The sequence below is a fragment of the Acidocella sp. KAb 2-4 genome (genome assembly GCF_020567705.1).
Taxonomy (GTDB): domain Bacteria; phylum Pseudomonadota; class Alphaproteobacteria; order Acetobacterales; family Acetobacteraceae; genus Acidocella.
This window is the reverse complement of sequence record NZ_JAJDJU010000016.1, coordinates 40,451-62,795: the sequence shown is the minus strand read 5'-3', so window position 1 is coordinate 62,795 and position 22,345 is coordinate 40,451. Positions and strand designations below refer to the sequence as shown.

At 65.6% G+C, this 22,345-nt stretch carries 17 protein-coding genes and 1 tRNA gene; 13 read left to right on the top strand and 5 right to left on the bottom strand.

What is annotated here, in order from left to right:
- From LI953_RS11295 to LI953_RS11285, 3 genes are all read right to left on the bottom strand, one after another.
- Positions 1 to 7,609: AIDA repeat-containing protein (locus LI953_RS11295; protein WP_227076187.1), on the bottom strand; the 7,609-nt coding region annotated here is incomplete at its 3' end.
- Between the two features lie 223 nt (positions 7,610 to 7,832).
- Positions 7,833 to 7,922: transfer RNA gene (locus LI953_RS11290), tRNA-Ser, on the bottom strand.
- Positions 7,923 to 7,952: 30 nt separating this feature from the next.
- Positions 7,953 to 8,801: an ATP-binding protein gene (locus LI953_RS11285; protein WP_227076186.1), complete on the bottom strand. Its 849-nt coding sequence runs from the start codon at positions 8,799 to 8,801 to the stop codon at positions 7,953 to 7,955.
- A gap of 75 nt (positions 8,802 to 8,876) precedes the next feature.
- Here LI953_RS11285 and yajC point away from each other — a divergent pair, with 75 nt between their 5' ends.
- Complete coding sequence (gene yajC, locus LI953_RS11280) at positions 8,877 to 9,194, top strand: preprotein translocase subunit YajC (RefSeq protein ID WP_227076185.1); 318 nt, start codon at positions 8,877 to 8,879, stop codon at positions 9,192 to 9,194.
- A gap of 40 nt (positions 9,195 to 9,234) precedes the next feature.
- On the opposite strand, the gene LI953_RS11275 is transcribed toward yajC, so the two are convergent.
- Positions 9,235 to 10,236 (bottom strand): polyprenyl synthetase family protein, encoded by a 1,002-nt coding sequence (locus tag LI953_RS11275; protein WP_255643151.1) that lies wholly within the window; start codon positions 10,234 to 10,236, stop codon positions 9,235 to 9,237.
- A gap of 80 nt (positions 10,237 to 10,316) precedes the next feature.
- Between LI953_RS11275 and LI953_RS11270 the strand changes: the two genes are divergently transcribed.
- From LI953_RS11270 to LI953_RS11250, 5 genes are all read left to right on the top strand, one after another.
- The gene (locus LI953_RS11270) at positions 10,317 to 11,039 is read left to right on the top strand and encodes a tRNA1(Val) (adenine(37)-N6)-methyltransferase (protein ID WP_227076184.1); all 723 of its coding nucleotides are present in this window, start codon (positions 10,317 to 10,319) and stop codon (positions 11,037 to 11,039) included.
- Between the two features lie 25 nt (positions 11,040 to 11,064).
- Positions 11,065 to 12,135, top strand: coding sequence for an acyltransferase (locus LI953_RS11265; RefSeq protein WP_227076183.1), 1,071 nt, complete (start codon positions 11,065 to 11,067; stop codon positions 12,133 to 12,135).
- Between the two features lie 211 nt (positions 12,136 to 12,346).
- The gene (locus LI953_RS11260) at positions 12,347 to 14,233 is read left to right on the top strand and encodes a ribonucleoside-diphosphate reductase subunit alpha (RefSeq protein WP_227076182.1); all 1,887 of its coding nucleotides are present in this window, start codon (positions 12,347 to 12,349) and stop codon (positions 14,231 to 14,233) included.
- Between the two features lie 106 nt (positions 14,234 to 14,339).
- Positions 14,340 to 15,383, top strand: coding sequence for a ribonucleotide-diphosphate reductase subunit beta (locus LI953_RS11255; RefSeq protein WP_227076181.1), 1,044 nt, complete (start codon positions 14,340 to 14,342; stop codon positions 15,381 to 15,383).
- Positions 15,384 to 15,575: 192 nt separating this feature from the next.
- Positions 15,576 to 15,863, top strand: a complete 288-nt coding sequence (locus LI953_RS11250) for a hypothetical protein (RefSeq protein ID WP_227076180.1) — start codon at positions 15,576 to 15,578, stop codon at positions 15,861 to 15,863.
- A gap of 6 nt (positions 15,864 to 15,869) precedes the next feature.
- Here LI953_RS11250 and LI953_RS11245 read toward each other — a convergent pair whose 3' ends face one another.
- A complete protein-coding gene (locus LI953_RS11245) occupies positions 15,870 to 16,529 on the bottom strand; it encodes a DUF6134 family protein (protein ID WP_227076179.1) in 660 nt (219 codons plus the stop codon).
- Positions 16,530 to 16,611: 82 nt separating this feature from the next.
- Between LI953_RS11245 and LI953_RS11240 the strand changes: the two genes are divergently transcribed.
- From LI953_RS11240 to purS, 7 genes are all read left to right on the top strand, one after another.
- Positions 16,612 to 17,130 carry a histidine phosphatase family protein gene (locus LI953_RS11240; RefSeq protein WP_227076178.1) on the top strand — a complete coding sequence of 173 codons (519 nt, stop codon included), beginning with the start codon at positions 16,612 to 16,614 and terminating at the stop codon, positions 17,128 to 17,130.
- 137 nt (positions 17,131 to 17,267) lie between these two features.
- Complete coding sequence (locus LI953_RS11235; RefSeq protein ID WP_227076177.1) at positions 17,268 to 18,581, top strand: citrate synthase; 1,314 nt, start codon at positions 17,268 to 17,270, stop codon at positions 18,579 to 18,581.
- A 70-nt stretch (positions 18,582 to 18,651) separates the two neighbouring features.
- Entirely contained in the window at positions 18,652 to 19,674 is a 1,023-nt protein-coding gene (locus tag LI953_RS11230; RefSeq protein WP_227076176.1) for a TrkA family potassium uptake protein, read from the top strand.
- Between the two features lie 48 nt (positions 19,675 to 19,722).
- Positions 19,723 to 20,028, top strand: a complete 306-nt coding sequence (locus LI953_RS11225) for a helix-turn-helix transcriptional regulator (RefSeq protein WP_227076175.1) — start codon at positions 19,723 to 19,725, stop codon at positions 20,026 to 20,028.
- Positions 20,029 to 20,041: 13 nt separating this feature from the next.
- Positions 20,042 to 21,106 (top strand): alkene reductase, encoded by a 1,065-nt coding sequence (locus tag LI953_RS11220; RefSeq protein ID WP_227076174.1) that lies wholly within the window; start codon positions 20,042 to 20,044, stop codon positions 21,104 to 21,106.
- 122 nt (positions 21,107 to 21,228) lie between these two features.
- A complete protein-coding gene (purC, locus tag LI953_RS11215; RefSeq protein ID WP_227076173.1) occupies positions 21,229 to 21,993 on the top strand; it encodes a phosphoribosylaminoimidazolesuccinocarboxamide synthase in 765 nt (254 codons plus the stop codon).
- 101 nt (positions 21,994 to 22,094) lie between these two features.
- Complete coding sequence (gene purS / locus LI953_RS11210; RefSeq protein ID WP_227076172.1) at positions 22,095 to 22,337, top strand: phosphoribosylformylglycinamidine synthase subunit PurS; 243 nt, start codon at positions 22,095 to 22,097, stop codon at positions 22,335 to 22,337.
- The last annotated feature ends 8 nt before the right edge of the window (positions 22,338 to 22,345 follow it).

Sequence of the window (22,345 nt, the reverse complement as noted above, 5' to 3'; positions counted from 1 at the left end):
CCACACCGCCCGACAGCACCGTCTCGGCGCCACCGCTGAGCGTCGTGGAAACCGTGGTGCCGTAATCCGATTGCGTGCCGCCACTACTGACCACCGTGCTGCTCGCCGTGCCGCCAGCCGACACGATTTCCACGCCGCCGCTGCTCACCACCGTGCCGGAATCCGTGCCGCCGGACGACACCGTGACCGTACCGCCGCTGACGACCGTGCCACTGGCCGCGCCGCCGGACAGCACCGTCTCGGCGCCACCGCTGAGCGTCGTGGAAACCGTGGTGCCGTAAGCCGATTGCGTGCCGCCACTACTGACCACCGTGCTGCTCGCCGTCCCGCCCGCCAATACGATTTCCGCGCCGCCGCTGCTCACCACCGTGCCGGAATCCGTGCCGCCAGACGACACCGTGACCGTACCGCCGCTGCGCACAATCGTGCCGCTGCCCGCGCCGCCCGACAGCACCGCCTCGCTGCCGCCACTGCTCAGCGTAGTCGATACGGTGATGCCACCCGCAGACACCGTTTCAACGCCGCCGCTGGATACCGTCGTGCTGCTCCCGACACCGCCCGAGAACACGATCTGCGCGCCCCCGCTGGTGATCACCGTTCCGCTGGCGACGCCGCCGGACAACACATATTCCACAGTTCCAGCGCCCAGCGTGGCGCTGACCGGCCCCGACGCCACAGTGACGCCGTTCGTGCCCGAAATCACCACACCGGTGGACACGATGCTGCCACCCGAAAGGATCGTTCCAGTCGCCACCGCGCCAGGCAGCAGCACCAGATCGCCGCCACTGCTCACCACCGCGCCGCTCACCGTACCGCCGGAGAATACCACCTCCACGCCACCGCTGCTGATCACGGTGCCGCTGGCCACGCCGCCCGACACCACCACCTCGCTGCCACCGCTGCTAATAACCGTCGCGCTATCCCGGCCGCCATTGGAGACGACGAGCGTGCCGCTCGCATTCACCATCGCGGCTGAACCCGTGCCGCCGCTCGTCACCGTTTCGGTCGCCCCAGCGCCGACCACTGTCCCGCTCGCCGTGCCGCCGGAGAGCACCGTCTCGGCGCCACCGCTGCTCAGCGTGGTGGAAACCGTGATGCCCAACGCCGATTGCGTGCCGCCACTGCTCACGACCGTATTGCTCGCCACACCACCCGACGACACGATCTCCACGCCGCCGCCGCTCACCACCGTGCTGGAATCCGCGCCACCGGACGACACCGTGACCGTGCCACCGCTGCGCACAATCATGCCGCTCGCCGTGCCGCCCGACAGCACGGCCTCTCTACCGCCACTGCTCAGCGTCACCGACACCGCGAGCCCGCCAGACGACACCGTGACCGTGCCGCTGCTAACCGCGGTATTGCTCGCCACACCGCCCGACAGCACCGCCTCGGCGCCGCCACTGAGGGTCGTAGAGACTGTGACGCCCAGCGCCGATTGCGTGCCGCCACTGTTCACGACCGTATTGCTCGCCACACCGCCCGACGACACGATTTCCACGCCGCCGCTGCTCACCACCGAGCCAGAATCCGTGCCGCCGCTGGCAATAACCGCCGAGCCGCCAGTGCTCACGACCGTGCCGCTCGCGGTCGCACCGGCCGAGGCGATCTCCACGCCGCCGCTGCTGACGATGGCCGACACCGCCTTGCCGCCCGTGGAGACCGTCAACTGGCCGCCGCTGCTCACCACCGTGTTGCCGGCCACGCCGCCCGAGACCACCACCTCGCTGCCGCCGCTGCTCAGCGTGGTGGAAACCGTGGTGCCCAGCGCCAACTGCACGCCACCACCGCTCACCACCGTGCGGCTCGCCGTGCCGCCCGCCGACACGATTTCCACGCCGCCGCTGCTCACCACCGAGCCAGAATCCGTGCCGCCGCTCGCAATAACCGCCGAGCCGCCGCCCAGCACGATCGTGGCACTGCCGACACCGCCCGAGGACACGATCTCCGCCGTGCCACTGCTGACAATGGTGGAAACCGTCTTGCCGCTCGCCGACACTGTGACTGTGCCGCTGCTGACTACCGTGTTACTGGCCACGCCGCCCGAGAGCACCGTCTCCGCCCCGCCGCTCAGCGTGGTGGAAACCGTGGTGCCAAGCGCCGATTGCACACCACCACCGCTCACCACCGTGCGGCTCGCCGTGCCACCCGCCGACACGATTTCCGCGCCGCCGCTGCTCACCACCGAGCCAGAATCCGTACCGCCGCTCGCAATAACCGCCGAGCCGCCGCCCAGCACGATCGTGGCACTGCCGACACCGCCCGAGGACACGATTTCCGCCGTGCCACTGCTGACAATGGTGGAAACCGTCTTGCCGCTCGCCGACACCGTGACCGTGCCGCTGCTGACCACGGTGCTGCTCGCCACACCGCCCGACAGCACCGTCTCCACCCCGCCGCTCAGCGTGGTGGAAACCGTGGTGCCGTAAGCCGATTGCGTGCCGCCGCTGCTCACCACAATCGCGCTGGCCACGCCGCCCGCCGACACGATTTCCGTGCCGCCGCTGCTCACCAACGTCGCGGTATCCGTGCCGCCTGCCGACACTACGGCCGACCCGCCATTGAGCACGATTGTGGCGCTGCCGACGCCACCCGTGGAGACAACCACCGTGCCGCCGCTGCTGACGATCGCCGACAGCGCCGTGCCGCCGGAGGACACCACCGCACTGCCACCGGCGCTGACCACCGTGTTGCTCGCCACGCCGCCCGACAGCACCAGCTCGGCGCCGCCGCTCAGCATGGTGGAAACCGTGGTGCCGTAAGCCGATTGCGTGCCGCCGCTGCTCACCACAATCGCGCTGGCCACGCCACCCGAGGATACGACCTCCACGCCGCCGCTGCTGATCACCGTTCCGCTCGCCACGGCGCCCGAAAACACCACCTCGGTGCCGCCGCTGCTCACCACCGTGCCGACATAGCTGCCGCCGCTGGAAATGTTGACGGTGCCGCCGCTCCTTACGCTGGTGTTGCTGGCGACACCGCCGGAAGACACGATCTCACTGCCGCCGGCGCTGACCACCGTGTTGCTCGCCACGCCGCCGGACAACACCACCTCGGCGCCGCCGCTCAGCGTTGTCGACACCGTGGTGCCCAACGCCGATTGCACGCCGCCGCTGCTCACAACCGCGCCGCTCGCCACGCCGCCCGCTGACACGATCTCCGCACCGCCATTGCTGATGGTGCTGGCGGAGTCAGTGCCGGCGGACAACACCACCGCGGAACCGCCGGAACTCATCACCGTGCCGTTCGCCACGCCGCCGCTGGAGACGGTGAAAATGCCGCCGCTGCGCACGATCGTCCCCGTCGCCGTGCCGCCCGAGGAAACCACCTCGGAACCGCCGCCGCTGAGGATCGTGGAGACCGTCTTGGCGCCGACGGACAAAACCTCCTGCCCGCCGTTCAGCACGGTTGTCGTGCTCGCCACGCCGCCCGAGAATACCAGCTGCGTGCCGCCACTGCTGATCACCGTGTTGGCCGTGCGGCCATTGGGCAACACATATTCCACGCCACCCGCGCTGATCGCCGCGCTGGCAACGCCGGACGACACCGTAAACCCAGTGGAATTATAGATGACCACGCCGCTCGACACGGTAGTCGCGCCCGCGGAGAGCGTCGCCCCGCCGACGCTGCCGCCGGGCAGCACAATGACCAGACTGCCGCTCAGCGCCGTGATGCCGCTGCCCGTTTGCCCGGAATCGACAAAGGCCGCGCCGCCGCCCGCCAATAGTTCGGTGCCGCCGGCAAGCACTGTGGTGCCGTAGGCGACGCCACCCGAATACACATATTGCTGCGCCCCCGAGCTGACCGTGGCGCTATAGCTGAAGGCCGCGCTGAACACGCCCTCGGTGCCGCCGCTGTTGAGGATCGAGCCGCTGGCGATGGCGCCGTTATACAGCTCGTTATAACCGCCGCTGTTGATAACGGTGCCGATCGCGTAACTGCCTGAGGAATAAACGTATTGGTCGCCGCCCTGGTTAAGCACCGTGCCCGATGCGACACCACCCACGCCGACGATCTCGATGCCGCCGCTGTTGATGGTGTTGTTGGAGGTGGTGCCGCCCGTGACGATAGTGCCGCTGAAGCTGGCTGAGCCGCCGGCATACAGCGCCCCGCCGCTGTTCACGGTGGCGCCAATACCGGTGCCGCCGCTGAAGATCCCTTCAATGCCCCCGGCATCGACCACCGTGCCGCTGGCCACGCCGCCGGCGAACACGCCATCGAACCCGCCGCTGATCAGCACCGTGCCATAGGCCACGCCAGCGGAATAAATCTCGTCGAAACCGCTATTGGTCACGGTGATGTTGGAAGTGGCGCCCGCGGCGGTGTATTCGCCGCCGCCGCTGATCAGCGTGTTGTAGATCACCCCGCCGGAATTAACCTCGACGCCGCCGCTCGCCACCTGCGCGCCGCTGGCGACGCCGCCCGCATAAACTGTCTCAGCCCCGCCATTGGTGACATTGGTGCCGCTGACGATGCCGCCCGAAAGCACATCCACCGAGCCGCCGGAGCTGGCCGTCAGCCCGTTCACCGAACTTCCAGGCGAATACACATTCACCCCGGAAATGGTGATGTCGATGACGCCAGTCGAAATGATCCGCGCCCCGGCGCTGCTGGTGACGTTGATGACCGAGCCGGGCAACTCGACCAGCGTGCCGCCGCTCTGCACCACCAGCCCATAGACGGACCCGCCCGAGACGATCTCGGTGCCGCCGCTGCTGACGATGGTGGTGCTGGCGACGCCGCCGTAATTGACGACCTGGACACCGCCATTGCTGACCACCGTGCCATAAGCGATGCCGCCGGAATTCACCGTCTCGGCACCGCCGCTCACCACGGTTCCGGTATCGACACCGCCCGAATAGACCTGCAAGCTACCGCCGGTCTTCACCGTCGTGCTCTTCGCCGTGCCGCCGACCGACACCGTCTCGACACCGCCGCTTAACACCTGCGTGCCGCTGGTCGTGCCGCTGTAATACACGCCCTGCACGCCGCCGCTGCTCACGATGTTGCTGGTGGCGGTGCCGCTGGCCATGACAAACTCGTTGCCGCCCGGGCTGATGGTGACGCCGGAAAGGCTGGACGAGGACACGATGGATGTCGGGTTGGCGAGCAACACGCCGGTCGACACCACCGTACCGCCGCCGCTATTCGTGGTACCGGAGGCGTAGCCACCCGAGAGCACGACCAGAAACCCGCCTGAGCTGATCGTGGTGCCCAGGGCGCTGCCGCCCGAGGCGACGATCTCCAACCCGCCGCTGCGCACGATCGTGTTGCTGGCCGCCGCGCCGGAGGACACCGTCTCGATACCGCCGCTGAGCAGGCTGGCAACCGTGCCGCCCCCGGCGGACACGATCTGGATGCCGCCAGCGCTCACCGTGCTGGCGCTCGCGGTGGCGCCCGAATACACGGTCTCGCTACCGCCGCTGCTCACCTTGGTGCCGGAATCTGTGCCGCCGGAGGAGACGAAAAGCGTGCCGCCGCTCCGCACCACCGTGCCGCTCGCCGCGCCGCCCGCATAAACCACTTCGGTGCCATCGGCGCTTAGCACCGCGTTCACTGTCTTGCCGCCGGACGAGACCGTGGCGCTACCGCCCGTCAAGACCGTGGTGGTGCTGGCAACGCCACCGGAATACACCGTCTGGCTACCGCCGCTGCTCACCGTGGCGGCGACGGCACTGCCGCCCTTCGAGACCACCTCCTGCCCGCCCGCGCTGATCGCCGTGCCAGAATCCCTACCGGCGGAGGAGATCGTCAGGGTGGCGCCGCTCAATACCGTCGCGGCGCTATTGATGCCGCCGGAGGAGACAGTCTCGGCGCCGCCGCTGCTCAGCGTGGTGCCGTCGGCGCGGCCGCCGCTGTAAACTGTCTGATTGCCGCCGCCTAGCACCGTGGTGGCGCTGGCCAAACCGCCCGAGGAGACGGCCTGTACGCCGCCGCTATTGATGATGGTGCCCGACGCCGTGCCGCTGGAGAACACATATTGGGTGCCGGCGCCGTAAATGACCGTCCCCTTGGCGACACCGCCCGAGGACACATATTCCGCGCCGCCGCTGCTCAGCACGGTGGCGGAATCCGTTCCCCCGGCCGAGGCGTAAAGGCTGCCGCCGCTCTGCACGGCGGTCGCGCTGGCCACGCCGCCCGAAGAAACAACCTCCGCGCCGCCGAAGGCCACGGTAGCGGAAACCGTCTGGCCGCCAGCGGACACATATGCCGCGCCGCCGCTATAAATCGCGGTGCTGCTGGCCACGCCACCCGACAAGACCAGCTGCGCGCCACCGCCGAGCACCGTGGTGGCGCTGGCCGTGCCGCCAGAGAGCACATATTCCTCGCCGCCATTGCTAATGGTGACACCGCTCAGCGTGAGCGAGAACGCCACCGAGGCCGGGTTGATGAGCAGCACGCCGTTGGAGACGACATTGCCGCCGCTCGCAATCGTGGCGCCCGTATTGGTGCCGCCGGGCAGCATCAGCAGATAGCCGCCGCTGCTCACCGTGGTGGCGCTGGCCGTACCGCCCGCCGCAACCACTTCGACACCGCCGGAGGCGACCGTAGTGGCGCTGGCCACGCCGCCAGAGGATACGGTCTGCACACCGCTGCGGCTGATGGTGGCGCTCACCGCCTTTCCGCCCGCGGAAATCGTCTCGCCGCCGCCACCGCTGACCACCGTGCCGCTGGCCACGCCGCCGGACGACACCGTCTCCGCGCCGCCGCTGCTCACCACCGTGCCAGAGCCCGTGCCGCCAGAGGACACGGCCAGATTACCGCCACTGACCACGATGGTCGCCGTGGCTGTGCCACCGGCATAGAGCTGCTCGCTTCCCCCATTGCCGATGCTGGTGGAGACCGTTTTGCCGCCGGAGACATATTGCGCGCCGCCAAGCAGCGAGCCATTGCTGGCCACGCCGCCCGTGAGCACAACTTCGGAGCCGCCGCTGCTGATGACCACGCCGCTGGCGACGCCGCCGGAGGAGACCGTTACGCTGCCCCCGCCACTCACAGCCGCCCCCACGGCCATACCGCCCGAGGAGACGGTCAGGTTACCGCTGATCACCGTTGCCGCGCTGGCCACGCCGCCGGAATAAACAATCTCGGTGCCGCCATTGAGCATCGCCGCCACAGCGCTGCCATAGACCGACTGCACGCCGCCACTGCTCAGCGTGGTGCGGTTCGCCACGCCACCCGCCGATATGATCTCTACACCGCCGCCGCTCACCACCGTACCGGCAGCGGCGCCGCCCGACGACACATATTCCACGCCGCCGCTATTCACCACGGTGGCCAGATCGCTGCCCCCCGCGAGAACATAGAGAGACCCACCGCTGGATATCACTGTGGCGCTGGCAACCCCGCCGGAAGCCACGAAGGCCGAACCGCCAGGGATGCCAAAATAGGACGCATAGACACCGCCGCCGGAAATCACGTCGTTGATCGCGGTGCCGCCAGATGAAATATATTGCACGCCGCCCGAGGCCAGAGCGGTGCTGCTCGCCGTGCCGCCGGCATAGACATACTCAACCCCGCCCGAGCCGATCGTAAGCCCGCTGGCGACGCTGGCGTACCAGGTGCTGGTTGATCCGCTCGAGACAAGTACAGTGCCGGAGGACGCCAATGCCGTGATCGCCTTGCTGATAAGGGCGCCTTCGCCGCGGCCGTGACCGCGGCAAACATTGCGCCATGCTACCCTGTTGATGAACAGAATTACAGGCTTTCATTGGCCCAAACAAATGATATTTCGTGATTCTGCAGCTTTGTGATCGCCCTAGCGCGCGGCACCGGACGCTCCCGCCTCTGCGCCGGGATGCGGATAAAAACCTTAAATATCACAGGATTATTGGCGGAAGAGGTGGGATTCGAACCCACGGTACGCTTACACGCACGGCGGTTTTCAAGACCGCTGCCTTAAACCACTCGGCCACCCTTCCTCGCGGGGTGTATCCTTTCCCGCACCTGCTTCACGCGGTCAAGCGCACACCCAACCTTCCGGCCAGGTCTTGGATGAATTGCCATGCCACGCGGCCCGAGCGCCCGCCACGGGTGACCGACCATTCCACGGCCGCGGCATGCAGCGCCTCGGTGGTGATGGGCAGCTTATAGGCGGCGGCGTAGCCCTCGATCATGGCGAAAAACACGTCCTGCCCGGCATTATGGAAGCCGAGCCAGAGGCCGAAGCGGTCGGAGAGGGAGACCTTTTCCTCGATCGCCTCGCCCGGATGAATGGCGGTGGAGCGCTCATTCTCGATCATGTCGCGCGGCATCAGGTGGCGGCGGTTGGAGGTGGCGTAGAACAGCACATTCTCCGGCCGCCCCTCGATGCCGCCATCGAGCACCGATTTCAGCGCCTTGTAATCGGCGTCCTCGCGCTCGAAGGAGAGGTCGTCGCACAAAATCACACAACGGCGCGGCCCGGCGCGCAGCAGGTTGAGCAGCTCCGGCAGGGTACGGATCTCCTCGCGGTGGATCTCCACCAGCGCCAGCGCCCCGGGCGTGGCGCGGTTCACCTCGGCATGCACCGCCTTCACCAGCGAGGATTTGCCCATGCCCCGCGCGCCCCACAGCATGGCGTTATTGGCCGGCAGCCCGGCGGCGAAGCGGCGCGTGTTCTCCAGCAGGATCTCCTTCTGCTGCGCGATTCCCTGGAGCAGCCCGATCTCCATCCGCGACACAACCGGCACCGGCGCCAGCGCCGCGCGTTCGGGATGCCAGACAAAGGCGTCCGCCCCGCGCAAATCCGGCGTCGTGGGCAGCGGCGGGGCCAGGCGTTCCAGCGCCTCGGCGATCCGGCGGAGCAAAGCATCATCCATTCGACTTATCCCCTGTTGACTGCATCGCCGCGCAACCTATGGTCCGCCGCACGTCATCGCAACCACGGAGCCTTCATGTTCGTTACCCCCGCCTACGCCGCCGCCCCGGGCGGCTCCGCCATCACCACCCTCGTGCAATGGGGGCCGATCATCCTGATGGCCGCGGTGTTCTACTTCCTGCTCGTGCTGCCGCAGCAGAAGCAGCAAAAGAAGCTGAAGGCCCAGATCTCCGCGCTCAAGCGCGGCGACAAGGTGGTCACCGCTGGCGGCATCGTCGGCACGGTTAAAAAAGCGGCGGACGGCGCCTCGGAGATCGAGGTGGAGATCGCCCCGAACGTGGTGGTGAGCGTGGTGCGCTCCACCGTGACCGGCGTCGTCGGCGCCAAGAGCTGAGCTGCTCAGCCGCCCGCCTTCCTGGGCGGGCGGCTGATGTTCAAAATCGCCGCGCGGTGGTGTAGCGCGCAACCTCGATGAGGGTGGCGCGCATCTCACTCTCCGGGAAGGCCTGCAACGCCGCACAAGCGGAGTCGATAAACGCCTCGGCCCGGGCGATGGTCCGCGCGGTTCCGCCATGCTTGCGGATCAGCTCCAGCGCCGCCGGCAGATCCGCCTCGGCCTGCTCGCCGCGCTCGATGGTGCGGGTCCAGAATTCCTGCTCCTCGCCCTCGGCCGCGGCGATCGCCACCAGCACCGGGTAGGTCAGCTTGCCCTCGCGGAAATCGTCGCCCACCGTCTTGCCCAGCTCGGCCTGCACGGCGGAGTAATCCAGCGCGTCATCCACAAGCTGAAACGCCATGCCGAGATCCATGCCGAACTGATACAGCGCGGCGCAGCGCTCCGGCGGCTCCCCGGCGATCACCCCGCCCACCTCGCACGCGGCGGCGAACAGCGCGGCGGTTTTGCCGCGGATCACCTCGAAATATTTCTCCTCGGTGGTGGAGAGGTCGTTTTGCGTGGTGAGTTGCAGCACCTCACCCTCAGCGATGGTGGCGGCGGCGGCGCACAGGATACGCAGCACCTCCAGCGAGCCATCCTCGACCATCAGCTGGAAGGCGCGGGCGAACAGGAAATCGCCGACCAGCACCGAGGCCTTGTTGCCAAACACCGCGTTGGCGCTGGCGAAACCGCGCCGGAGGAGCGATTCGTCCACCACGTCGTCATGCAGCAGCGTGGCGGTATGGATGAACTCCACACAGGCGGCGAGCCTGATCTGGCGGTCGCCGCCATAGCCGCAGAGCCGGGCCGTGGCCAAGGTGAGCAGCGGGCGCAGCCGCTTGCCGCCCGCCGCCACCAGATGCGCCGCCAGCTGCGGGATCAGGGCGACGGGGCTGTCCATGCGCGCCAGAATGGTTTCGTTGGTGGCTTGCAGATCGCGCGCCAGCAGCGCCGTCAGCCGTCCCAGAGCATCATTTGTCACCGGCGTCGAACCATCCAATTTTTTGCGCCTTAACCTGTCTCGCGGATATGCGATAGCTCCATATCTAGCCGGTTGTAGCGGAGGTCAAGGTAGCGGGCATGGACGAGGTAAGCACAGGTGGCCTGCTCGGCGGGCGGTTGACCTACCGGCAGTTGCGGGGCGGCCATCGTAGCGGCTTCGAGCCAGTGCTGCTCGCCGCCGCCGTGCCAGCGCGGGCGGGCGAGAGGGTGCTGGAGGCCGGCACCGGCGCCGGGGCGGCGCTGCTCTGCCTGGGTGCCCGGGTGCCAGGTGTGCAGGGCGTGGGGGTTGAGCGCGACGCCGCCCTGGCGGCGTTGGCCGCGGAGAATTTCGCGGCCAACGGGCTGGGTGCGATGCACGCGCTGCGGGCCGACGCCACCGCCCTGCCCTTCGCGCCAGACAGCTTCCACCATACTCTGGCCAACCCGCCCTGGTTCGGCGCGCGCAACACAGCCCCGCCGGATGCCCGCCGCGCCGCCGCCCACATGGCGCCGGAGGGCCTGCTGCACCGCTGGATCGCGGAGCTGCTGCGCGTGTTGCGCACCCGCGGCACCCTGGCGCTGATCCTGCCCGCCGCCAGCTTCGCCGAGGCCGCCGCCTGCCTGCGCCCGGCCTGCGGTAGCATCACGCTCATCCCGCTCTGGCCGCGCGCCGGGCAACCCGCGAAAATGGTGATCCTGACCGCCCGCAAAGGCGGTAAAAGCGCGGATACGGTGCATCCGGGCCTGGTTTTGCATGACGAGCAGGGCATCACCGCCCAGGCCGAAGCGATTTTGCGCGGCGGGGCGGCGCTTGACGCTTAATCCTACCGCACCTATCCGCGAATGCATGCCCGCGCCAAGCCCCGCCAACCGTATCTTAACGCTCGAAATCGCCCGCTTCATCGCGGCGCTCTGCGTGGCCACCGAACACCTCTCCGCGTTTTCGGGCCAATATGGCGCCGGCAGCATGCCGGGCTGGCTCACCGCGCCGCCGATCGCGCCCGTGCTGTTTTTCTTCGTGCTTTCGGGCTTCGTGATGACCGAGGCGCATTATCAAGACGCCGGACGCCTCTCGCGCCTGCCGCGCTATGTCTGGCGCCGTTTTTGCCGCATCTACCCGCTCTACTGGCTCTCGCTGGTTCCGATGGTCTGGCTGCTATGGCCCATCTACGGGCACAAGCACCTATATATGGCGGAGATTTATTCGCTCGACCCGTTCACGCCCTTCCAGTTTTGGGAACTCAACCCGCCCGCCTGGAGCCTGCGCTTTGAAATCCTGTTTTACGCCATGTTCGGGTTGGCGCTGCTGCCCCGGGCACGGCGTTACGTGTTCGGCCTCTGGCTCGCCGGGCTGACCTATCAATGGTATAGTGTCACCTTCCCGCACGCTCCGCATCCGCTGCCGGACATCCTGCCGCCGGGCCTCAAATGGCACATGTTCGACGGCCATGACTGGCTGTTTTTCTGCGGTATCGGCGCCGCGCTGCTGCTGGCCCGGACGACACTGCGCAAGGATATCCTGTGGCTGGCGTTGGCCGTGCTTGGCGGCGTGCTCCTGAACCAGATCCGCCTCGAAAACTGGGGCTTTCATTATCCGACCAAGCCGCTGGAGCCCTTTGTCGGGATCCTCTACGCGGGGGTTATTTTTTGTCTTGCGGCGCTGGAACGCGCCGGCGCACTGCGCCCGCCACGCTGGACGGGCGCGCTGGGCACCTTGTCCTACCCTCTCTACCTGCTGCATCCGGCTTGCTCGTTCCTCGCCGGATACATCATCGTATTCAAGCTCCATATCAACCACACCATGCCCGCGGTGCTATTGTTCGGCTTGCTCATAGCCGTGTCGCTGGCCGTAACCGCGCTTGCGGCCTTCCTCCTCGACCAGCCTCTGCAACGCGCCCTGCGCCGCCTGCCGGTCTGAGCCGATTCGGCCCGCCCGACTCGCTTGACGGCCCGGCGCCGCATGCCCATGTTCTGGAACATAAAGCGAACGCCGTGATTCCTCCCGGCGCGTGACTCGTGGCAAAACAAGGTCCATGAAAAAATGTTTACCAGCTTCATGTAGTAGTGATTGCACGAGCCCCTGACTATATGTTGTTATGCCCCCCGCTTTACCAACTGGGAACCAGCAGATGAACGTGATGACGAAACCCGAAGCCGCGCTGCTGAATGAAGACATCGTGCAGATGCGTGGACGCCACCCGGTGCAGGTTGACCGCTCGCGCGACTCGCTGCTCACCGATTTCGGCCGCGCCACGCTGGATGACCGCTATCTGCTGCCCGGCGAGACCTATCAGGACCTGTTCGCCCGCGTCGCCTCTTATTATGGCGACGATTCCGCCCATGCGCAGCGGCTCTATGACTACATCTCCAAGATGTGGTTCATGCCCGCCACCCCGGTGCTCTCCAATGGCGGCACCGATCGCGGCCTGCCGATTTCCTGCTTCCTCAACGAAGCCTCCGACAGCCTGGAGGGCATCGTGGGGCTGTGGAACGAGAATGTCTGGCTGGCCTCCAAGGGCGGCGGCATCGGCTCCTATTGGGGCAATCTGCGCTCCATCGGCGAGAAGGTGAAAGGCGCGGGCAAGACCTCGGGCATCATCCCCTTCATCCGCGTCATGGACTCTCTCACCCTCGCCATCTCCCAGGGCGATCTGCGCCGCGGCTCGGCGGCGGTGTATCTGCCGGTCTGGCACCCAGAGATCGAGGAATTCGTGGAAATCCGCCGCCCTACCGGCGGCGACCCCAACCGCAAGGCGCTCAACCTGCATCACGGCATCCTCATTTCCGACGCCTTCATGCGCGCGGTCGAGGCTGACGAGCAATGGCCGCTGAAATCCCCCAAGGACGGCTCGCATGTCCGCTCCATCTCGGCCCGCGCCCTGTGGATCCGCATCCTCACCGCCCGCATCGAGACCGGCGAGCCGTATCTGATCTTCTCCGACCATGTGAACAACGCGCGCCCGCAGCAGCACAAGCTGGCCGGGCTGGAGGTGAAGACCTCCAATCTCTGCGCCGAGATCACCCTGCCCACCGGCATCGACCAATACGGCAAGCAGCGCACCGCCGTGTGCTGCCTCTCCTCGCTCAACCTGGAAACCTGGCTGGAATGGCACCAGGACGAGCAGTTCATCGAGGATGTGATGCGCTTCCTCGACAACGTGTTGCAGGATTTCATCAACAAAGCCCCGGATTCGATGGAGAAGGCGAAATATGCCGCCTTCCGCGAGCGTTCGGTCGGGCTGGGCGTGATGGGCTTCCACTCCTTCCTGCAGGAGCAGAACGTGCCGCTGGAAAGCGTCATGGCCAAGGTGTGGAACATTAAGATGTTCAAGCATATCCGCGCCCAGGCCGATGCCGCCTCGCGCAAGCTGGCCGAGGAGCGCGGCGCCTGCCCGGACGCCGCCGATTATGGCATCATGGAGCGCTTCAGCCACAAGATCGCCATTGCCCCCACCGCCTCCATCTCGATCATCGCCGGTAACACCTCGCCGGGCATCGAGCCGATCGCGGCCAATGTATTCCTGCAGAAGACGCTCTCGGGCAGCTTCTCGGTGCGCAACCGGCCGCTGCAGCAGGTGCTGGCCAAATACGGCAAGGATGACGAGGAAACCTGGACCTCGATCACCATCAACAAGGGCTCGGTGCAGCATCTCGACTTCCTGACCCAGCACGAGAAGGATGTGTACAAGACCGCCTTCGAGCTGGATCAGCGCTGGATCGTTGAACACGCCGCCGACCGCGCGCCCTATATCTGCCAGAGCCAGTCGATCAACCTGTTCCTGCCGGCCAATGTGAACAAGCGCGACCTCCACCAGATCCACTACCAAGCCTGGAAGAAGGGCGTGAAATCGCTGTATTACTGCCGCTCGCTCTCCATCCAGCGCGCCGATAACGTCTCCGAGAAGAAGGAGAAGGCGGTGGATTTCCACGCCGCGCCGGCGGCGAATGATGGCGCCCAGCCATTGCCGGTGGCGGCCAGCGGCACCAATTACGAGGAATGCCTGGCCTGCCAGTAAACCGCCTGGGGCAAAGCCCCTTGCGTTCCTGCCGGAGGCCTCGCGTCCCCGGACCTCATATGTTTCCGGGGCAAGCATAATGGCCCAGAGTTTGAAGGCGTTTCTGATGAGCGGACAGATTGTCACCCCCGCCCCCGTGGTGGAGCATAAATACGACCTGCTAACCGAGAACCCGGTTTACAAGCCGTTCCGCTACCCCTGGGCCTATGACGCCTGGTTGACGCAGCAGCGCGTGCATTGGCTGCCCGAGGAAGTGCCGCTGGCCGATGACGTGAAGGATTGGCACAAGAACATCACCGATTCCGAGCGCAACCTGCTCACCCAGATCTTCCGCTTCTTCACCCAGGCGGATGTCGAGGTGAATAACTGCTATATGAAGCAGTACTCCCGCGTGTTTAAGCCGACCGAGGTGCTGATGATGCTCTCGGCGTTCTCCAACATCGAGACCGTGCATATCGCCGCCTACTCGCATCTGCTCGACACCGTGGGCATGCCCGAGGTGGAGTACCAGGCCTTCCTCAAATACAAGGAGATGAAGGACAAATACGATTACATGCACGGCTTCTCGGTCGAGAATAAGCATGAGATCGCCAAGACCCTGGCCGCGTTCGGGGCCTTCACCGAGGGGCTTCAGCTCTTCGCCACCTTCGCCATCCTGCTCAACTTCCCGCGCTTCAACAAGATGAAGGGAATGGGCCAGATCGTCACCTGGTCGGTGCGCGACGAATCCCTGCACTGCGAGAGCATCATCAAGCTGTTCCGCACCTTCGTGTCTGAAAACCCGGAGGTCTGGACCGAGGATCTGCGCCGCGAGCTGTATCTCGTCTGCGCCACCATCGTCGATCACGAGGACGCGTTCATCGACCTCGCCTTCGAGCTGGGGCCGATCGAGGGCCTCACCTCGGAGGAGGTGAAGCGCTACATCCGCTACATCGCCGACCGCCGCCTCGCCCAGCTTGGCCTGAACCCGCTCTTCCATGTCGAGAAGAACCCGCTGCCTTGGCTGGATGAGATGCTGAACGCGGTGGAGCACGCCAATTTCTTCGAGAACCGCTCAACCGAGTACAGCAAAGCGTCCACAACTGGAAGTTGGGAAGACGCCTTCTCCGATTTCTCGGCCGGCGACACCATGGCCTCGGTGCCCGCCTGATGCCCCGCGGCGGCCTGTGCCGCCCGGCCAAGCGCCGGGGCATGGTGCCGCCGTTTCAGCATGGATTCTGGAACGCATGCGGAACCCAGATAATATTCATTGACAAACCACCTGTTCATCACCTTGAAATGCCGGCCATACAACCAAGAAGCGATGCTCGGGGTTGGGCTTTAGTTTGGACTGAATGATGATATGGCAGGCGTGACAGACACCCAGGACGACACGGAGACTACGGGGCGCAACCAAAGCGGCGCCCCGCGCTATAGCCGGCGGTTGTCCGACAAGATCCTGATCGCGTTCCACCACGCTTGCGACCAGGGCGATTACGAGATCGCCGAGCAGCTCCTGCGCATTCTGGAAAGCATGCTCACCCGCCGCACCGTTCCGCCCGACGCCAACCGCCGCAAGAGCATCGAGAGCCTGGTGGCGGCGCATGAGCGCCTCTGGCATCTGCGCCACCCTGAGAAGCAGTTCGGCTGAGCCGCCTCAGCTCGACACGTATTTCTGGAAGGTTTCATCGCCGCTGATGTGGAACTCCAGCCCCGCCCATTGGCCGGACTGGTCGTACCAAAGGCTAAGATGCAGCTTGCCGGTGATGTCGAAGCGCTGCGCCAGCAACCTGCCCCCCTCGGCGGTGGGCAGGTAGTTCCAGCCCGGCGAATTCACGATCGCCGGATAATGCCGCCCGGTCTCCACATTCAGAATCATGGCGTTCAGCATCGCCTTGTTCCAATAGGTCATCGGCAGCATGGGCGGCTGCCCGGTATAGGTGTAATCGCCGGCCTTGGTGCTCTGAATGGCATAGCCCCCGGTGATCGGCTGCGCATGCACCTCCAGCTTGGTGCCGTTATGGTTCACTTGGCTATCCAGGGTCTGGAACGCCCCGCCCTGCCAGCATTCCACCGCCTGGGCCTGGTAGCGGAACACCGTGATCCCGGCCAGCTTAACCGCCATGTCGGCGTTGATCTCGGCACGCAGAGCATCGCCGCAGCGGGTGAAATTGATATGATGCTCGCCGATCGGCGTGCCGTTACGCAGGACCTTGAAGGCGATTTCCCCGCTGGGTGGCACGGGCAGATCTTCGGCCAAGGCCGGAAACGCCAGCGCCGAAGCCCCAGCCGCGGCCAAAAATCGCCGTCTGTCCATCCGCTCCAACCTCCTTCGTCCGTTCACTTTCCAGACCACAGATAGGGGCGACACACGCCGCGCGCCATGGCACTATAACTTCATGCACCAGCTGATTCTACTTCGCCACGCCAAAGCCGAACCCCAGGGCAGCAAATCCGACCACGAGCGCAAGCTCACCGAGACCGGGCGCGAGGCCGCGGGCAAGATCGGGCGGGCCATGCGCAAGGCGGGGCTGGCGCCGGATGTGGTGCTGGTCTCCACCGCCACCCGCACGCAGCAGACGCTGGAGGCGCTGCAAGCCGCGAATGTCTGGGATGAATGGCCGAATATCGACTCCCTGCCCCAGCTCTACATGGCCACCCCAGGCCAATTGCGCGACGTGTTGCAGGATCTGCCCGAGAGTGTGCGCAGCGCGCTGGTCATCGGCCACAACCCAGGTCTGCATGAATTGGCGCTGAGCCTCGCCGGCCCGCTGCGCCCGCGGCCCGAGCTGAAGCGCATCGACGAGGGCTTCCCCACGGCGGCACTGGCGGAATTCCTGGTGACAACGCCGTGGCGGCGGCTCGCGCCCGGCGGCGCGGCACTGCAACGTTTCATCGTGCCGAAGGACCTTGCCTGACCTGTTCGGGCTTGTTGCACCGCACCCAGCGGCTTTACAGGGGGCGGCGGATTTAATAACGCTCTCCGCGTGACCCGTGCCAGGACCTTCCTCACGATCCTGGTCAACTAATACCTCACAGCAGAAGGTAAATCCGCATGGCTCAAACCGCAACCAGCAAGCAGGTCGGCTCGGCAACACTTACCCTGGGCGACAAGACAGCAACGCTGCCCGTCCTTGGCGGCACCCTGGGCACTGACTGCCTCGACGTGCGCAAGCTGAATGGCGAGCTCGGCCTCTTCACCTTCGACCCGAGCTATGGCTCCACCGCCTCCTGCGAAAGCGCCATCACCTATATTGATGGCGACGAGGGCGTGCTGCTGCACCGTGGCTACCCGATCGAGCAACTGGCTGAGAACTCGACCTTCCTTGAGGTCGCCCATCTGCTGCTGTTCGGTGAACTGCCGAACAAGGCCGAACTTGAAAAGTTCACCAATGGCGTGATGCGCCACACCATGCTGCACGAGCAGATCCGCCGCTTTTGGGACGGTTTCCGCCGCGACGCCCACCCGATGGCCATGCTCTGCTCGGTGGTCGGCGCGATGTCCGCCTTCTACCCCGACAGCATCGACGTGCATGACGAGCACCAGCGCGAGATCTCGGCCTATCGCATGATCGCCAAGATCCCCACCATCACCGCCTGGGCGCATAAATACAATGTCGGCCAGCCCTTCATGTATCCGCGCAACGACCTGGGTTATGCCGAGAACTTCCTCTACATGTTCCAGGCCGTGCCGGCCGAGCAGTGGAAGCCGAACCCGATCCTCACCGCCGCCATGGATCGCATCCTGATCCTGCACGCGGACCACGAGCAGAACGCCTCGACCTCCACGGTGCGTCTGGCCGGCTCCACCGGCGCCAACCCGTTTGCCTGCATCGCGGCGGGCATCGCCTCGCTTTGGGGCCCCGCCCATGGCGGCGCCAATGAGGCCGTGCTGAAAATGCTGGCCGAGATCGGCCACAAGGACAACATCCCCGAGTTCATCAAGCAGGTGAAGGACAAGAACTCCAACGTCAAGCTGATGGGCTTCGGCCATCGCGTGTACAAGAACTACGATCCGCGTGCGAAGATCATGCAGAAGACCTGCTATGAAGTGCTGGGCGAGCTGGGTATCAAGGACGAGCCAATGCTCGACCTGGCCATGGAGCTGGAGAAGATCGCGCTGCACGACGATTATTTCGTCTCCCGCAAGCTGTACCCGAACGTCGATTTCTACTCGGGCATCATCCTCAAGGCGATGGGCTTCCCCACCCAGATGTTCACCCCGATCTTCGCGCTGGCCCGCACTGTGGGCTGGATCAGCCAGTGGAAGGAGATGATGGAGGACCCCAGCAACCGCATCAGCCGTCCGCGCCAGATCTACACCGGCGCCCCGGTGCGCGATTACGTGCCGCTCGAACAGCGCGGCTGAACCGCGGAAATTCCGCCATCACGGGCCAGGGGGTGCTTCCCCCTGGCCTTTTTTGTTTTACCATCGAAGCATGACCCGCCTGCCCACCGGCCCCTGGCGCAACCTCGCCATCGGGCTCATCTACATGCTCTGCGTCATCACCCTAGCCACGCTCGCTTATGTGCTGGCGGGCTGGAACCTGGGCGACGCCTTCTATTTTGTGATCATCACCATCTTCACGGTGGGGTATGAGGAGGTGCATCCGATCGTCTCGCCCGAGTTGCGGGCGCTGACCATCGGCACCATCGTGCTGGGCAGCACGGGGGTCATTTTCCTCACCGGTGCGCTGGTGCAGGCCTTCACTTATACGCAAATCCAGCAATTACTCGGAAACAGGCGCATGAAAACGCAAATCGAGAAGATGAGCGGCCATGTCATCATCTGCGGCTATGGCCGCATTGGCGAGGCCCTGGCCGAGGAGCTGCGCGCGGGCGGGGCTGATTTCGTGATCGTCGATCTCGACGAGGCGCGACTCACCCTGGCGGCGGCGCAGGGCTTTCCCACCTGGGCGGGCGACGCCACCACCGAGGCGGTGCTTGAGGAGGTCGGCGTGCATCGCGCCCGCGCCCTGGCCACGGTGGTGCCCAATGACGCGGTGAACGTATTCATCACCCTCACTGCCCGCAGCCTGAACAAGGATCTAGAGATCATCGCCCGCGGCGTCTCGCCCAATACCAAGGGTAAGCTGCTGCATGCGGGCGCCAGCTCGGTGGTGGAGCCCACGCATATTGGCGCCGAGCGCATCGCCCAGCTCATCCTGTTCCCCCGCACCGCCCGCTATACCGAGGGCACGCAGCGCATGCGCGCCCTCGCCGCCGGGCTGCACAGCCTGGGGCTGGACCTGGAGGTGACCGCCGTGCCTGCCGAAAGCAAGCAGGCCGGCGCGACGATCGAGAGCATCGAGCGCGAAGCGGGCGGCGCGATGTTCATCGTCGCCATCAACCGCAAGAACGGTGAGACGCTGACCCGCCCCGACCCCTCCACCGTGATCGAGCCCGGCGACGGGGTGGTAATGATCACCCGCGCCAGCCGCAGCACGCCGAAGGTAAGCTGACATCGGCCTTGCATCGGAAATTTTCGATCTATATATCGCTCATCGACGATGCATGAACCGAATTTCGACGATGCGCTGAAAGCCCTGGCCAACCCGGTCCGGCGGAAAATCTTGTGCGGGTTGAGAGACCCGGCGCAGAATTTCCCCGGCCAGGAGCACCCTTACACGCTTGGCGTCTGCGCCCAGCGGATCGAGGCGGTGTGCGGCTTGTCGCAATCCACCGTATCGGCGCATCTGGCGGTGCTGCATCAGGCCGGGCTTCTGACGGCCCAGAAGATCGGCCAATGGGTGTTCTACCAGCGCGACGAAGCCGCGATCGCCGCTTTCGTCCGCGATCTCGGCCAAACATTATGAACCGGAGTTTTCCATGCCCGATTTGTTTACCCCGCTGAAACTTGGCGACCTCACCCTGCCCAACCGCATCATCATGGCGCCCCTCACCCGCTGCCGTGCCTCGGAGGGCCGCGTGCCCAACGCGCTGATGGCTGAATATTACGCGCAGCGCGCCAGCGCCGGGCTGATCATCTCGGAGGCCACGGCGGTAACTCCGATGGGCGTGGGCTACCCCGACACCCCCGGCCTGTGGAGTCAGGAGCAGGTGGAGGGCTGGAAGCTCACCACCGACGCCGTGCACAAGGCGGGTGGGCGCATCTTCGCGCAGCTTTGGCATGTCGGGCGCATCTCCGCCCCGCTCTACCTCAATGGCGAGCTGCCGGTGGCGCCCTCGGCCATCAAGCCGGAGGGGCATGTCTCGCTGGTCCGCCCGCAGCAGGAATTCGTTACGCCGCGCGCGCTGGAGCTCTCCGAGATTCCGGGCATCATCGAGGTCTACCGCAAGGCAGCGATGAACGCGCAGATGGCTGGGTTCGACGGCGTCGAGGTGCATGGCGCCAATGGCTACCTGCTCGACCAATTCCTGCGTGACGGCGCCAATCAGCGCACCGACGAATATGGCGGCTCCATCGCCAACCGCGCACGGCTGCTGCTGGAGGTGACGGACGCCGCCGCCTCGGTGTTTGGGCCGGAGGCCGTGGGCGTGCATCTCTCGCCGCGGCCCGACCGCCACGACCTCACCGATTCCACCCCGCTGGCCACCTTCTCTTATGTGGCCCGCGAGTTGCGCGAGCGCGGCATCGCCTTCATCTGCACCCGCGAGCACCAGGGCGAGGATTGGATCGGCCCGCAGCTAAAGAAGATTTTCGGCGGCGTGTATATCGCCAATGAAGGCTTCACCCGCGACTCCGCCCAAGAAATACTGGCCACGGGCGAGGTGGACGCCGTGGCCTGGGGCCGCGAATTCATCGCCAACCCCGATCTGGTGGCGCGTTTCCGCGCCGGAGCGCCGCTCAACGAGATGGACCCCGCCACCTTCTATGGCGGCGGCGCGCACGGTTATACCGACTATCCGGCGCTGGAAACCGCCGCCGCCTGAGCCTGATTGAGGCAAAAGCCCCCCGGCAAGCCGCCGGGGGGCTTCCATGCGCGTCGCCCATGGTGCAAGACCGCCCTGGTTGGTATAGACCGCATCCATAAATTTTCCGAAGGTACCCGATCATGGCCCGGCGCCGGCAGCTCTATGAAGGCAAAGCGAAAATCCTGTTCGAGGGCCCCGAGCCCGGCACCCTCGTGCAATACTTCAAAGACGACGCAACCGCGTTCAACGCCCAGAAGAAGGGCACGATCACCGGGAAGGGCGTGCTAAATAACCGCATCAGCGAGTTCCTGATGACCAAGCTGGCGGAGATCAACATCCCCACGCATTTCATCCGCAGGCTGAACATGCGCGAGCAGCTCATCAAAGAGGTCGAGATCATCCCCATCGAGGTGGTGGTGCGCAACATCGCCGCCGGGTCCATCGCACAGCGCCTGGGCATCCCCGAGGGCACCCGCCTGCCGCGCTCGATCGTCGAGTATTATTACAAGAACGACCAGCTCGGCGACCCGATGGTGGCTGAGGAGCATATCACCGCCTTTGGCTGGGCCACCCCGCCGGATATGGATGACATCGTCCACCTTACCCTGCGCATCAACGATTTCCTCACCGGGCTGTTCCTCGGCGTCGGCATCACGCTGGTTGATTTCAAGCTGGAATTCGGCCGTCTGTATGAGAACGAGGAGATGCGGATCGTGCTGGCCGACGAGATCAGCCCGGATAATTGCCGCCTGTGGGACGTGAAGACCAACGAGAAGATGGACAAGGACCGCTTCCGCCGCGACCTCGGCAAGATCGAGGAAGCCTATCAGGAAGTCGCCCGCCGCCTCGGCATTCTGCCCGAGGCCGGGGCGCGTGACATGAAGGGCCCGGAAACGATGCAGTGACCGTCGGATCGCGCTTGAATGAGGTGGCGCAGCCGCCTCATGAGCGCGCGAATCGGCCGGCCCCGTAAAGCCATCGCTCCCCCACCAGCCAAGGATAGAACATGAAAGCCATCGTCAACGTCATGCTGAAGAACGGCGTGCTGGACCCGCAGGGCAAGGCCATCGAGCACGCGCTGCATAATCTCGGCTTCGCCCAGGTGGGCGAGGTGCGCATGGGCAAGGTGATCGAGCTGGAACTGGCCGAGATCGACCCGGCCAAGGCCAAAGCCGCCGCCGAAGAGATGGCCCGCAAGCTGCTGGCCAACACCGTCATCGAGAGCTTCAAGGTCGAGATCGCGGCGTAACGCCCGCC

Coding starts and splice junctions, on each gene's coding strand:
- LI953_RS11285 (WP_227076186.1), bottom strand. CDS start 8,801: ATGGATGATGCTTTGCTCCGCCGGATCGCCGAGGCGCTGGAACGCCTG.
- yajC (WP_227076185.1), top strand. CDS start 8,877: ATGTTCGTTACCCCCGCCTACGCCGCCGCCCCGGGCGGCTCCGCCATC.
- LI953_RS11270 (WP_227076184.1), top strand. CDS start 10,317: ATGGACGAGGTAAGCACAGGTGGCCTGCTCGGCGGGCGGTTGACCTAC.
- LI953_RS11265 (WP_227076183.1), top strand. CDS start 11,065: ATGCCCGCGCCAAGCCCCGCCAACCGTATCTTAACGCTCGAAATCGCC.
- LI953_RS11260 (WP_227076182.1), top strand. CDS start 12,347: ATGAACGTGATGACGAAACCCGAAGCCGCGCTGCTGAATGAAGACATC.
- LI953_RS11255 (WP_227076181.1), top strand. CDS start 14,340: ATGAGCGGACAGATTGTCACCCCCGCCCCCGTGGTGGAGCATAAATAC.
- LI953_RS11250 (WP_227076180.1), top strand. CDS start 15,576: ATGGCAGGCGTGACAGACACCCAGGACGACACGGAGACTACGGGGCGC.
- LI953_RS11245 (WP_227076179.1), bottom strand. CDS start 16,529: ATGGACAGACGGCGATTTTTGGCCGCGGCTGGGGCTTCGGCGCTGGCG.
- LI953_RS11240 (WP_227076178.1), top strand. CDS start 16,612: ATGCACCAGCTGATTCTACTTCGCCACGCCAAAGCCGAACCCCAGGGC.
- LI953_RS11235 (WP_227076177.1), top strand. CDS start 17,268: ATGGCTCAAACCGCAACCAGCAAGCAGGTCGGCTCGGCAACACTTACC.
- LI953_RS11230 (WP_227076176.1), top strand. CDS start 18,652: ATGACCCGCCTGCCCACCGGCCCCTGGCGCAACCTCGCCATCGGGCTC.
- LI953_RS11225 (WP_227076175.1), top strand. CDS start 19,723: ATGCATGAACCGAATTTCGACGATGCGCTGAAAGCCCTGGCCAACCCG.
- LI953_RS11220 (WP_227076174.1), top strand. CDS start 20,042: ATGCCCGATTTGTTTACCCCGCTGAAACTTGGCGACCTCACCCTGCCC.
- purC (WP_227076173.1), top strand. CDS start 21,229: ATGGCCCGGCGCCGGCAGCTCTATGAAGGCAAAGCGAAAATCCTGTTC.
- purS (WP_227076172.1), top strand. CDS start 22,095: ATGAAAGCCATCGTCAACGTCATGCTGAAGAACGGCGTGCTGGACCCG.